This window comes from Rosenbergiella nectarea (assembly GCF_900111105.1).
Classification (GTDB): domain Bacteria; phylum Pseudomonadota; class Gammaproteobacteria; order Enterobacterales; family Enterobacteriaceae; genus Rosenbergiella; species Rosenbergiella nectarea.
Genome location: NZ_FOGC01000012.1, coordinates 30852 through 44452 on the forward strand (window position 1 = coordinate 30852; position 13601 = coordinate 44452).

Sequence of the window (13601 nt, forward strand, 5' to 3'; positions counted from 1 at the left end):
TTCGACTATTCCGCCAGAATTCGACGCTAATGTTGTTCCTCAAGTAAAAAGACTAATAAAATGGCTCCATAGTATTTTTAACAATGATGGAATTGTTCTTTTTCTCTTAGGTAGGTTTGATGAAAACGATGCTGAGGTTGTCGCTGTAGGCAGGAAGTCTGTTATAGATAAAATTGTATAGTGCTTATTGTTGTTGAGAATAATTATCTAAGCCAGAAACAGCAGGCACAGACGCAGGAAGAGCTGGCAGAATATCAGAGCGTGGCCTGTAAAGCCCAGACACAGGCGAAAAGGACGGCTATAGATTTGGGACAGGACAGCAGCTTCGCGGCGGGAATGGCGGCGGGGGTTCCGGCAGGGCTGTATGACGCGGTGAAGCAGTCTTATATCGACCGCATTGACCAGATGGAGGCGGAGTACCAGAAAGCCGGGGCCAGCGGCTCGTTTAATGCGGGTTTGAAGGCGGTAAGCTGGTCACCGATATAGCCAGTCTGCGGATGGCGGTGCCGGAATGGTGAAAGGTGGTGCGATCCTGACGGAGAAGGTTGTTGCCAAGGTTGTCTCGAAAACCGGGACGGCTATACCTGACATGCCGCCATCAGCTTGGAAATCCGGTGAAGGTGAATCACTCTGGCGGTCGTGCCTTACCTGAGAGCGGCGGGAATAGAGAAGGGAAGCTGTCACCTGTTCCGCCCCGCGATGGCGACGCAGATGCTGGAGAACGGTGCAGATCTGAGATGGATCCAGGTGATGCTGGGGCATCGAAGCGTGGAGAGTACGCAGATCTCTACGCAGGTGAGCATAAAAGCGCTTCAGGCGGTGCATGGGAGTACGCACCCGGCGGAGCAGCGGGAAGAAGAAAAGCCTGACAGGTAAAAAAATAAAGGTCATAATGACACCACGAACGACACCACAGAAAGGAGTGTAGGATGAGCACAATCCACTTCAGAATAGACGATGAAACGAAGCGCCTAGCGATGCAGGCAGCAGAACGTCAGAAGAGCAGCCTGACTGAACTCATGCGCCAGCGAGCCGAAGAACTTGCAGCAGAAGAACGGCAGTATCAGGATAGTGAGCACGATGTCTGGCTGGAACAGCAGATAACGCAGGCGTTCAGTCGCTATGATGCAAGTGAAAGCCAGTTCATCAGCGATGATGAGATGACCAGCCACATGGATGAACTGAAAGCGCAGGCAGCGCGAGGTAAGCTGTGACATCAGACGTTCAGTGGGAGATCCAGGCAAAGGCAGACAGAGAAGCGATCTTCCGCTATCTGTATCAGGAAGCCGGGCTGTCGGTAGCCAGCTCGGCAGATGACAGGCTTGTCAGCATGGTTCATATCCTCAAGGAAAACCCGCAGGCAGGCGTTAAGGCCGGGAAAACTGCGAAACAGCGTAAGCTGGTTGTTCCCCGCTTCCCGTTCATCATCATCTATGTTGCAGAAGAAACCGTGGTTCGTATCCTACGTGTGCTGCATACATCCCGCAAAATAGCAGGCCGTTACAACAGAAGTTAGCGGAACCTTCTGTAAGCTGGGTCTGTCTCGTGCCCGGCAGAGCGCGGCGTCCTCGCCGCTTCCTGCCGCCATCACCTACCGAGTGCGCGGGGGTAAATGGCTGCCCGGCGGCACGGGTAACCTGCCATATAGTGGTACGGAATGGTCGCTGTTCGGCCATTCAACATAATGTGCGGGTATTATGCGCACTCTAGCTGTACCAGACTGTCGGGCACTGTTCCTAGCGATGGATGGCTTGGCTGGGTTTACGGCGAACGGTATCACCTTAGCGGTCGTGCCTTACCTCAGAGCGGCGGGAATAGAGAAGGGGAGCTGTCACCTGTTCCGCCACGCGATGGCGACGCAGATGCTGGAGAACGGCGCAGATCTGAGATGGATCCAGGTGATGCTGGGGCATCTAAGCGTGGAGAGTACGCAGATCTCTACGCAGGTGAGCATAAAATCGCTTCTGGCGGTGCATGGGAGTACGCATCCGGCGAAGCAGCGGGAAGAAGGATACAGTGACAGTGTTGATATCTAAACACGGAGTGTTACACTGTATGTACTATGTAACACATAAGGAGGATCCCATGCGCGAAGCCACATTCACCTTCCGCGTTGATGAAGCGCTTAAATCTGAGTTCACCACAGCGGCAAAGGCCAGTGACCGTACCGGAGCCCAGCTGTTGCGGGACTTTATGAGAGAGTTCATAAGAAAAGAGCAGGAAGCAATGGAATATGATGCCTGGTATCGTCAGAAAATCGAAGCAGGTCGGACCGCAGTGGCGGAGGGGCGGACGATACCAGCAGAAGACGTTGAAGCTGAAGCAGTAGAATGGAGAAAAAGCGTTCTGAGCAGAGTAAGCAACAGCGGAGCATGAAGTTAATCTGGACAGAGATGTCCAGGGATGACCGCAGGGCCATCCGGGAATATATCGCGCTGGATAATCCAGTTGCCGCTGTTGAGCTGGATAAACAGCTATCAATCAGGGCTGATCAGCTAACAGAACAGCCGGAGAGTGGACGACCGGGTCGAGTTGCCGGTACGCGGGAACTGGTTATACATCGGCATTATGTTATCGTGTATGAAATCGTTGCAGCGGCAGTGTATATACTTCGGGTGTTACACCCATCCAGACGCTGGCCATAGTACCTGATGTCGAACCAGAGCCGCCGGACAGTCCGTAGCTCTCTGTGAGTTGAGTTGCCCTATGCCCGGCAGAGCGCGCCGTCCTTGACGCCATCCCCCTATAAGCACGAAGATAAATGGCCGCCTAACGGCAAGGATACCCCGCTATAGAGTGTTACGGCGTGGCTACTACCCAGCCGTCCCACCAACGCAGAAACGCTCGGATGAGCTCGATAGAGTACTAATATATAAAGTTAATCTTCGTGAAGGATACTTTTATCAATTTGTCTTACCCATCACGCTTTTCGGTTAATAACCCGATTATCCATATTAACGTCACGATTATCCTGACAACCTCTCTAATCTAGGACGATACTCAGCGCTATAGCAAACCTTTAAACACCTTTTATGCCCATCAATATGGAGATAATTCCCATGAAGGAAGGTCAATTGTCGTTCAGAGAGAAGGTTGCGTATGGCATGGGGGATGCAGGTTGCAATATGATTGGCGGTGCAATCATGCTTTTCCTCAACTACTTCTATACCGATATCTTCGGGCTAACGCCGGCAATGGTGGGCATATTACTGCTATCGGTACGGGTGATTGATGCGATTATTGATCCGATGATGGGAGCGATTGCTGATCGGACGACCAGTCGCTGGGGACGGTTTCGACCTTATTTATTATGGGTGGCGCTGCCCTATGCGCTATTTAGTGTCGTGATGTTCACGACGCCAGATTGGAGTAAAGAGAGTAAAATTATCTACGCGTTTGTCACCTATTTCCTGATGTCAGTGACCTATACGGCAATCAATATTCCTTACTGCTCGCTGGGTGGCGTAATTACAGCAGATCCTTATGAGCGGGTGGCGTGTCAGTCTTATCGCTTTTTTATGGTGGGTATTGCAACGCTTATTTTATCCTCCACACTATTACCGATGGCGGACTTTTTTGGTGGGGGTGATAAGGCTCGCGGCTATCAAATGTCGATGGGTGTCATGGCGATTATTGCCCTATTTATGTTCCTGTTCTGCTTCACCTTTGTTAAAGAGCGCATTGAACCGGCGATCCCCTCGAAGCATGCGTTAAAATCCGATTTAAAAGATATTTGGAAAAACGATCAATGGGTCCGCATTTTACTGCTGACTTTTTTTAACGTCTGCCCAGGTTTTATTCGAATGGCGGCGACGATGTACTACGTGACTTGGGTTATGGAGAAGTCGACGTCTTTCGCCAGTCTATTTATCAGCCTAGGTGTTATCGGTATGATGCTTGGAAGTGCCTTGGCGAAGCCACTTACTGATAAATTCTGTAAATTAAAAGTCTTCTTCTGGACGAATATTATTCTGAGTGGCTTCTCCTTAGGTTTTTATTACTTAGACCCTCATGCAACATCACTCATTTTATTCGCGTATTTCATCCTTAACGTTTTACATCAATTACCTTCACCTCTTCATTGGTCATTGATGGCTGACGTGGACGATTATGGTGAATGGAAGACGGGCAAACGCGTAACGGGGATCAGTTTTTCTGGGAATATCTTTTTCATAAAAGTCGGCTTGGCGGTGGCGGGAGCGATGGTGGGTTTCTTGCTATCGACTTATGGTTATCAGGCTGGGGCTACCCATCAAAGTCCCCAGGCAATTAATGGCATTGTGATGTTATTCACGCTCATCCCCGCGATCGGCTATCTGATCACGGCAGGTATTGTGCGGCTATTAAAAGTGGACCGTGAAACGATGCGAAGGATCCAAGCTGATTTAGCGATTCGTCGTCGTCAGTATCAGGAATTAAGAAGGCCGAGCGAGGGAAGTCGGTGTGAACAACCTAATGTTAACAGGAGTTAAACCATGAGCGATTACCCCAATCCCCTGATTGAACAGCGTGCAGATCCCCATATTTATCTCCATTCAGATGGGACCTATTATTTCATTGCTTCAGTACCAGAGTATGACCGTTTAGAGATACGCCATTCACAAACCTTGATAGGCCTTGTTGATGCACCCGCAACGGTAATCTGGCGCAAGCCGGACAGTGGGCCGATGAGCGCGCTTATCTGGGCACCTGAACTGCATAGTATCGATGGCCAATGGGTGATTTACTATGCCGCAGCCCCATCACAGCAGATAGTAGAGGGCCTGTTTCAACATCGGATGTATGCGCTGGTATGTGATGGGCAGGATCCCCTCAGCGACGTTTGGCAAGAAAAGGGTAGGATCCTGACGCCGATCGATAGTTTTTCCTTGGATGCGACCTATTTTCAACATCAAGGAAAGCACTATTATCTTTGGGCGCAGAAAGATCCCGCAATTGAAGGGAATTCAAATTTATACTTGTCAGAGCTAACCAATCCCTGGACATTAAAAACGCGACCCGTCATGTTGAGTAAACCTGAATTCTTTTGGGAAACTAAAGGGTTTTCGGTCAATGAAGGGCCTGCCTTTATTGACCATGGCGATCGCGTGTTTATCACCTATTCAGCCAGCGCGACAGATGAAAATTACTGCATTGGACTACTTTATGCTGATAAGGCGAGCAACCTTTTAGATCCAGCAAGTTGGCAAAAATTCACGCAGCCACTCTTTACCACCCATCGGCTTAATCAGCAATTTGGGCCTGGCCATAATAGTTTTACGCGTAATGAGCAAGGTGAAGACGTATTGGTCTACCATGCCCGCAGTGACTCAACTATTGAAGGGGATCCGCTTTATGATCCGAATCGGCATACTCGTATAAAAAAATTCTCGTGGAATGCCGAAAATATGCCCGTCTTTGGCGAGCCTGCGGCAGATAATCAACCGTTAATCTCACATTCGGCAGAGTGAGTTAAACGTTCAAGCTGGTCGCTGTCGGCACAACTCAACGTTTCTTTTTAGGGGGCTTTTCACACAGTGCTCCGTAATAAACCATAGAAATAGGATAGTTAACGTTTCTGAGCCAAGCTCTTCCTTGAGCTTCTTCATTACTAATTAGTGTAGTGTTTTACATAGCGAGCAAATAACCCCTTGATGGTGAGTCGAGTACAACACATCGGGACGCTCGTAAGCTTGCTGGCATGCCACGCAATGGTACAGGGTACTGACGGGCGAGCCCGAAACATCGTAACGCGTCTCAGCAATTCCATCGTCTGTGTGTTTAAGGTAATACTTCCCACCCGTGAGCAGCCCCATGATAGGTGTGAGCACTGCCGCAACCACCAAGGCGATTAAGGGTGAATAGGGCATGAGGAAAGGACCAAGTAAACCAAAGAATGCCGCAATCGATAGCCCCGCGGCGGCTAAAAAGGCTATCATCCCTACGGGATTCACATTATAAAGCATCCCTTTGCGGTACTCTGGCAGCTTAGGGGATAGCTTTAACAGATACTTGTTTACCGCGATATCAATGGCGACAACCGTAACCCAAGCAATGGCGAAATTAGCGTAAAACCCTAAAATATTACCGAGTACTGAAAACATATCGCCTTCCATCAGGGCTAAGGCGATGGCGAGATTAATCAGTACAAAGACAATTCTTCCCGGATAGTGACGGCGTACTCGGGTATAGGCACTGGTCCAAGAGAGTGAACCGGAATAGGCATTGGTCACGTTAATCTTAATTTGAGAAATCACCACTAAGATGACGGCGAGCGTTAAGGCGAACCCACCGGGTAACATTTGATGGAACGCTGCGTTAAATTGTTGGACCGGTTCGGTGCTATTAATGCCTGGGGTGAGTGTCAGCAAATAAAATCCTAGGAAAGCGCCGATAGCCTGTTTTAATGCGCCTAAAATCACCCAACCCGGTCCCGCGGAAATCACGGCAAGCCACCATGAACGGCTATTTTCAGGCGTTTTCGCCGGCATAAAGCGCAGGTAATCGATCTGTTCGCCAATCTGCATAATCAATGATAAACAAATTCCGGCACCTAACATCACTGAAGCAAGATCCGCACCCGTTGTCCCGTTTTTGCCCTGAAAGCTGAAAAATTGATCCGTTAAGGTCGGTTGTTGCCAGACTAAATAGAGCACTGGCCCGATCATTAACACCAACCAGAGGGGAGTGGTCCAAATTTGCAGATGGCTTAAGGCTTTCATTCCGTAAATAACCAAGGGGATTACCATTAGGGTAGAGACCAGATAGCCTAGCCACAAGGGAATATGTAGGCCCAGCTGTAGGCCCTGCGCCATGATCGAGCCTTCAAGTGCAAAAAAGATAAAGGTAAAACTCGCGAAGATGAGGCTGGTGATCACCGAGCCATAATAGCCAAAACCGGCCCCACGAGTGATTAAGTCTAGGTCAATATTATAACGTGCCGCGTAATAGGCGAGAGGGATGCCGGTTAAGAAAATAATAATGGCTGCGAACAGAATCGCCAGTAAGGCATTGGTCGTGCCATAGGTCATTCCAATACTCGCGCCAATCGAGAAATCGGCTAGGTAGGCGATACCCCCTAGGGCAGTGATCGCGACCGTTGCGGCCCCCCAGCGTCGGAAGCTATAGGGCGCATAGCGTAAGGTGTAATCCTCTAATGTTTCATTAACGGAGGGAGATTTTTTCACAGATTTTTGTCCCTCAACCACACTGTATTCACTCATGATTGACCTCTTTGGTTTGCATAGGGCGCTTGGCGCCGTGGAGGAATGTCAGTAAATATGCCTCGCTTTTCAGCGAAGGCTTGTCCGCAGTACCTCCTCATTACTTTCCGAGGCCTGTAACGTAATGCGGGCTTGATGCAAACGATGTAACGTGATTGCTCTAACAGCAGCTTTGCTCTCCGAGATATGCAATGTAAGCAGGCGTAATGCCGGTTCGCAGCGCTGGGCGAGGATCGCCTGAAGGATGGCCTGATGTTGCTGGTAGGTGGCCAGAATGCGGTCATCACGAGTGAAATCGAGACGACGAATAATGCTCAACTTTTCAGTTAACTCGGTATGCAACAGTAGAAACTGGCGATTGGCCGTCGCGGCGACTAAAGCGCGATGAAAGGCTTCATCCGCTAAGGCGACGGGTTTTCCTTGGGTGAGGGGCTCGCTTTCAGCCCAAAACCGTTGCTCTGCGGCTAAGGCCGTGTGGCAATCTGCGGCAGACATGGCGCATAATCGGCGTACCGCTTCGCATTCCAACACGATCCGTAAGTCATAGAGCTCTTCAAAATAATCAAAATCGAAGGCTTTCACCTGCCAACCACTGCGGAACAAGACTTCTACGTAGCCTTCGCGCTCTAGATTGAAAAGGGCCTGGCGTACCGGGGTACGGCTAACCTGTAATTGTTGTGCAAGTTCGTTCTCGCTAAAGCGTTCGCCAGGTAAAAGCTGAAAATCAAAAATAGATTGTTTGACGGCTTGATAGACCTTTGCCGCAAGTGCTTCACGCCCGGCAGCGGGAGGAGGATTATGCATGCGCAATGCCCCCTTCAGCGAGCCGCAATAACACCTGCCCAGGGATGACTTGTTGGCCCGGTTGTGCACTGATGTGGGTAATGGTCCCCGCGAGCGTCGCCGTGATCGATAGCTCCATTTTCATGGCTTCAACGATGATCAACGGCTGACCTACCTCGACTTTATCACCGGCATTGACCAGCACTTTCCAAACATTACCGCTCAATTCAGCGCAAATAGGCGTATCGGTAGAAGTCGTCGTCGCCTCAACGGCAACCGCTTGAGTCAGTGGAGCCGGTTGTTCTTGTGCCGCCCACAGACTCACTTCTTCGGAAAAAGCCTGCTGTTGACGGGCTCGAAAATCATCGATCGATTGAGCATTCTCATTGAGAAATTGTTGGTACTCTGCGAAATCAAATACGCTGTCTTCGATACGAATGGTACTACGGCCTTCGCGAAATGCATCACGTTCAACGGTCAATTCCGCTTCCGTCACCGGATAAAAGCGAACTTGATCGAAGAAATGCAGTAACCAAGGTTGGTTATCACTAAATTGACTATTTTTTAAAAATTTATTCCAGATGGGTAACGTTCTCCCGACCAATTGGTATCCGCCCGGCGAGTCCATCCCGTAGATACACATGTACATCCCGCCAATCCCCACCGTACCTTCGGCGGTAAAGGTTCGAGCAGGGTTATACTTGGAGCTAAGCAGACGGTGACGGGGATCGAGGGGGACCGCACAGGGGGCACCGAGATAGACATCACCTAAGCCTAGGACGAGATAGCTGGCAGAAAACAGCGTATCGCGCACCGCATCGCGATCAGCCAGGCCATTAATGCGTTGGATAAAATCGACGTTATTGGGGAGCCATGGCGCTTGAGCGCAGACCGTTTCTTGGTATCGTTCGACTGCCGCAAGGGTTGCGCTATCCTCGAAGGCCATCGGTAACCAAATGATCCGTGAGGGAACCTGTAACTGCGTCACATCGCCAAGTTGATCTTCAATCTCGAGGAGCCGGGCCATTAATGCTTGTTGAGTCAGGCGTAAGCTGTCGTAACGAATTTGTAATGAACGGACACCGGGTGAAAGCTCTTCGATCCCCTCGAGCTCGGCAGCATGCAGCGCTTCCATCAGTAAATGCACACGTAAACGTAAAGCGAGGTCGAGAATATTATCGCCATACTCGATTAAGATGTAGTGATCCCCCGCCTGTCGGTAATAGGCATCGGGCGTCAGTGAGGTCGCTGGGCGTACGGCGAGTAATGTTGCTGAGCCGAGTGCCGTTTCGGTGAGCGTTGGGGCTGGGAGGGTTGGCAGCGAAGGCGGCGCGAGTTGCGTAATAGCCTGCTGTTGTGCCTGTTCTCGGGCCACCGCTTCCTGATGACTCATCGGGTAAAAGCGGATACTGTCCCCCGGCTTTAGCTGACCGACTTTCCATAATTCAGCCCGGGCAATGGTGACTGGACAGACGAATCCCCCGAGGCTCGGGCCGTCATGGGTCAGAATCACCGGAAAATCACCGGTAAAGTTGATCGCGCCAACGGCATATTCACAATCATGGACATTCGAGGGGTGCAAACCTGCTTCGCCGCCGTCGGGGCGACTCCAGTTCGGGGCTGGCCCAGTTAGCCGCACGCCAAGACGGTTAGAGTTATAATGAACTTGCCATTCGCTGGCAAAAAAGCGCTCAATACTCTCCTCGGTAAAAAAGTCGGGGGCGCCGTGTGGACCGTATAACACCCCAATCTCCCAAGTCGAACCGTACTGAGGGATCATGGCCGATCCCAGCCCGATAGGCTCGCTGAGTGGGGCGGGGGTAGTGCAGGCGGCAAGCGCAGGTTGAGAGATGGCCAACATATCGGCCACGCGTAAGGTGCGTCCAGCATGGCCACCAAATTGGCCCAGAACGAAGGTTGACCGACTACCCAAATACCTTGGTACATCGAAACCATTGCGTAGAGCTAAGTAAGTTCGACATCCCTGTTGCGCGCGGCCCAAGGTGAGCGTTTGACCTGCTTTTACCTGTATAGGCTGCCAATATGGGATCGGTTGGTCATCAAGCCGTGCAGGGCAGTCGGCACCGGTTAGACTGATCACCGTGTCGCAATGAAAGCGTAAAGTCGGCCCTTGTAACGTAAATTCCAATCCCGCCGCATCAGGGTGATTGCCGACAATTCGGTTAGCTAAGCGAAAAGCGTAATCGTCCATCGGCCCAGAGGGCGGTACGCCGATATGCCAATAGCCCAAACGCCCTGGATAGTCTTGTACGCTACTGAACGTACCCGGTTGTATCACCTCAACGACATGGGCGTCAGGGATAAAACTATCGAGGAAGCGAGTCGATACCTTCCCTTCGCGGAAGACTTGAGTGGCAATCACTTGGCGTAAGTAATCCAGATTGGTGGTGATGCCGTGTAACTGGGTAGCCGCTAAGGCTTGCTGTAATGCCTTAAGGGCGGCCTCACGATTATCGGCCTTGACGATTAATTTAGCGATCATTGGGTCATAGAAAGCAGACACCTCACTGCCTTGCTCAATACCACTGTCTACCCTTACGCCTCCGGGAAAGTGAACGGCGGTCAAGGTTCCCGGGCTAGGTTGGAAATTTTTTAACGGATCTTCAGCATAGAGACGAACCTCGATTGCGGCTCCCTGTGGCGGCTGCTGAAGACGTTGCCAGTCCAGTGGATCGCCTGCTGCGACACACAGCATGCATTCGACTAAATCGACGCCAGTGACCGCCTCGGTGACAGGGTGCTCGACTTGGAGTCGGGTGTTCACTTCCAAGAAGTAGAAGGCCTGCTTCAGCGGATCGTAGATATATTCCACCGTGCCTGCACTGCGGTAGTTAACCCGCTCGCCGAGACGGATAGCCGAGGCCAGTAAGGCGTCGCGGAGGGCAGGGGGAAGATGCGGCGCTGGCGTCTCCTCGACAACCTTCTGGTTGCGGCGCTGTAACGAACAGTCTCTTTCGCCTAAAGCGATGACCTTTCCTTTTCCATCGCCAAAAATTTGCACTTCAATATGACGAGCATGATCGATATAGCGCTCAAGAAAAACGCCCGCATCGCTAAAAAATTGCTCGCCGAGGCGGCGGACACTTTCCCATGCCTCGCGCAGTGCCTCGGCATCCACGCAACGAGTCAGTCCAATGCCACCGCCCCCTGCGGTACTTTTTAGCATGATGGGATAGCCGATCGCTTCGGCGGCCCTAAGGGCCTCTTCTAACGAGGTGAGGAGCGCTGTGCCCGGTGTCATGGGGACCCCGGCTTCTGCCGCTAATTCTCGGGCGCGATGCTTTAAGCCAAACTCCGCGATTTGCTGGGCAGTGGGGCCGATAAATACCATTCCCTGTTGTTCACAGGCAGTGGAAAAAGCGACGCTCTCAGAGAGAAAGCCGTAGCCAGGCCAGATCGCTTGCGCACCGCTCTGTTGGGCGGCGGCCAGTATCTTATCGCTACGTAGATAGCTATCGCTGGCTTTATCACCCCCCAATGCGATAGCCATATCGGCTTTTTTCACATGTCGCGCATTGCGATCGGCCTCAGAAAAGACGGCAACGCTGGTGATCCCTAAGCGTTTTAAGGTATTGATTGCGCGGCAAGCAATCTCACCACGGTTAGCGATCAGTACAGTGGTAAACATATTAACGTTCCTCTTGAGCAGTGAGCCAATTACGCCAGCCACCGAATGCAGTGATTTCCAAGGCGGTGTTGAGCACGGCAGGTTCGCAGATAAATCCTTTTACGGTCCGACCGTCGAGTAAGGTCAGGCTACCGATACCAAGGGGGGCGGGGATTTCAGCGACAAATTCCCCAAATCGCGCGAGTGGGATATCCCACAGTTCAACGGTGATCGCTTGCCCTTGTTCAGCCTTCAATAAACCGGGTTTCTTGATCGGGCCATCGAGTAAGGCGAAAAGACGATAATGGGCAGCGGTTTGTGTCTCTTCGATAAATACCGCGTTTCGCGAGGTCAGCTGAAAATTGAGTGGCATACCGGTTAGGTGCGCACCGACGACTGCCACTCGAACATGGGCGGGTGAGGCAGGCAAGCTCAGCGGCGTGCTGGGAAGGTCACGACCACTAGTCCCCAAGGGAAGGTGGAGCAAAGACTGCCAACGGCAACCAAATTCGGCGAGGGCGCGATCGTGCCAAGCGGGGGCTAATAGCGTTATGCCTGCAGGTAAGCCATCTGCGCGAAACGGCGCGGGGAGGGCTAAGGCACTTAAATCAGCGAGGTTGGTAAAGTTGGTATAAAGGCCTAGTTGAGAATTTAACGCAATTGGGGCGTGTTCTAAGGCCGCCAAAGTATGAATGGTTGGGGTTGTCGGGACCAGCAGGGCGTCGACGTCTGCTAAGGTTCGTTGGATCTGGCGAGTTAAGTCGGCCCGCAGATACTCCGCTTGATAGGCCTGTACCGCGCTAAAATTTACCCCTTGGCGGATCACTTGATAAACAGTGGGGTCCATCTGTTCGGGACGGTCAAGCATCGCACCCACCGCAGCGGTTCGTTCGGCGACCCAAGGGCCGGCGTAAAGTTGCTCGGCTAATTGCTGGAAAGGGGCGAAATCGATCGGTGTGAGGGTTACCCCACTGTTTTCTAATGCAGTAAGTGCTTGCTGCCAGGCGGCTTCCGCCTGCTTGTCACCACAGAAGGTAAGGGTTTCGGGGACGGCAAAGTGCGGGCGAGTTGGAAACTGTGCCGGGGCGGTCGCGGGATGCTGGCGTGAATAAGGCTCTTTTTCATCATAGCCTGCCGCTAATGATGCAACCAGATAAGCATCCGCTACGGTCAAAGCGAAAACTGAGGGGGTATCATTCAAGCGACAGGCAGGAACGATACCGCGTGCCGAGATCCAGCCTTTTGTCGGTTTCAGACCGACAATGTTATTAAAGCCTGCAGGCACGCGTCCCGACCCAGCGGTGTCGGTGCCTAAACTGAAGGCAACATATCCACGCGCCAAGACGGAGGCCGAGCCAGAACTCGATCCGCCACTACTATAGTCAGGATTAAAGGTATTGCTGACTGCGCCAAAAGGAGAACGGCACCCGACCAAGCCTGTTGCGAACTGGTCTAGATTCGTTTTGCCCATCACGATGGCCCCCGCCGCTTTAAGTTGCGCAACAACGTGTGCGTCCTGCTCTGCAATATAGCGGGCAGCAGGGCAGGCCGCGGTGGTCGGCCAACCGGCTACATCGATATTATCTTTCACTGCAAACGGCACACCGAATAACGGCAGCGCGTCGAGCGAAGTGAGATCTTGTGAAAATAGGGCATCCAATTGGGCGTGGAGTTGTTCGGCAGTACATAGATGTATCCACGCATTATCCTGTGGATTGAGTGCGTGAAAGTGGGCGATCAATAACGATTTTAAGTGGAGCGGGTCTTGCTTGGCGTGCTGTTGCCAATCTTGAAGCGTGTAGCCAAAAGTCGCTGACATAGTTGAATCCCATGTGGTATACAAGATGGGAGTGACTGGAGCAATAACTATGCCAAGGGCTTAACTATCTGTTTTATTTGATAATTTACCTCGGTTGTTCGCTAACGCTTCGGGAATAAAATAGGTGGGTAGTGCAGCCACGCACCGGTTTGACGCACTGTGAGGCAGC

The 13601-nt window shown here is 51.6% G+C and carries 10 protein-coding genes and 3 pseudogenes; 9 read left to right on the top strand and 4 right to left on the bottom strand.

Going from position 1 to position 13601, the window contains the following annotated elements; genetic code table 11:
* Positions 1–192 precede the first annotated feature (192 nt).
* From BMX14_RS13540 to BMX14_RS13580, 9 genes and pseudogenes are all read left to right on the top strand, one after another.
* Positions 193–616, top strand: a pseudogene (locus tag BMX14_RS13540) (VENN motif pre-toxin domain-containing protein); the annotation flags it as partial.
* An 8-nt stretch (positions 617–624) separates the two neighbouring features.
* A pseudogene (locus BMX14_RS13545) lies at positions 625–876 on the top strand (tyrosine-type recombinase/integrase); the annotation flags it as partial.
* Positions 877–929: 53 nt separating this feature from the next.
* Positions 930–1214 (top strand): damage-inducible protein J, encoded by a 285-nt coding sequence (locus tag BMX14_RS13550; protein ID WP_092677647.1) that lies wholly within the window; start codon positions 930–932, stop codon positions 1212–1214.
* Positions 1211–1516: a type II toxin-antitoxin system RelE/ParE family toxin gene (locus BMX14_RS13555; RefSeq protein ID WP_092677649.1), complete on the top strand. Its 306-nt coding sequence runs from the start codon at positions 1211–1213 to the stop codon at positions 1514–1516. Before BMX14_RS13550 ends, BMX14_RS13555 begins: the two co-directional genes overlap by 4 nt.
* Before the next feature lie 190 nt (positions 1517–1706).
* A pseudogene (locus BMX14_RS13560) lies at positions 1707–2036 on the top strand (tyrosine-type recombinase/integrase); the annotation flags it as partial.
* A 49-nt stretch (positions 2037–2085) separates the two neighbouring features.
* Positions 2086–2376 (top strand): CopG family ribbon-helix-helix protein, encoded by a 291-nt coding sequence (locus tag BMX14_RS13565; RefSeq protein ID WP_092677651.1) that lies wholly within the window; start codon positions 2086–2088, stop codon positions 2374–2376.
* Complete coding sequence (locus tag BMX14_RS13570) at positions 2331–2645, top strand: type II toxin-antitoxin system RelE/ParE family toxin (RefSeq protein ID WP_329957825.1); 315 nt, start codon at positions 2331–2333, stop codon at positions 2643–2645. The genes BMX14_RS13565 and BMX14_RS13570 overlap by 46 nt, the downstream gene beginning before the upstream one ends.
* A gap of 414 nt (positions 2646–3059) precedes the next feature.
* Positions 3060–4472 carry a glycoside-pentoside-hexuronide (GPH):cation symporter gene (locus BMX14_RS13575; protein WP_092677655.1) on the top strand — a complete coding sequence of 471 codons (1413 nt, stop codon included), beginning with the start codon at positions 3060–3062 and terminating at the stop codon, positions 4470–4472.
* A gap of 3 nt (positions 4473–4475) precedes the next feature.
* Positions 4476–5450, top strand: a complete 975-nt coding sequence (locus BMX14_RS13580) for a glycoside hydrolase family 43 protein (protein ID WP_092677656.1) — start codon at positions 4476–4478, stop codon at positions 5448–5450.
* 144 nt (positions 5451–5594) lie between these two features.
* Here BMX14_RS13580 and BMX14_RS13585 read toward each other — a convergent pair whose 3' ends face one another.
* The 4 genes from BMX14_RS13585 to atzF form a co-directional block, all read right to left on the bottom strand.
* A complete protein-coding gene (locus tag BMX14_RS13585; protein ID WP_092677658.1) occupies positions 5595–7202 on the bottom strand; it encodes a purine-cytosine permease family protein in 1608 nt (535 codons plus the stop codon).
* Between the two features lie 69 nt (positions 7203–7271).
* Positions 7272–8006: a GntR family transcriptional regulator gene (locus tag BMX14_RS13590; protein ID WP_092677660.1), complete on the bottom strand. Its 735-nt coding sequence runs from the start codon at positions 8004–8006 to the stop codon at positions 7272–7274.
* Complete coding sequence (uca, locus tag BMX14_RS13595) at positions 7999–11634, bottom strand: urea carboxylase (protein WP_092677661.1); 3636 nt, start codon at positions 11632–11634, stop codon at positions 7999–8001. The genes BMX14_RS13590 and uca overlap by 8 nt, the downstream gene beginning before the upstream one ends.
* Before the next feature lies 1 nt (position 11635).
* On the bottom strand, positions 11636–13432 hold the full coding sequence (gene atzF / locus BMX14_RS13600) for an allophanate hydrolase (RefSeq protein ID WP_092677663.1): 1797 nt from the start codon (positions 13430–13432) through the stop codon (positions 11636–11638).
* Positions 13433–13601 lie beyond the last annotated feature (169 nt).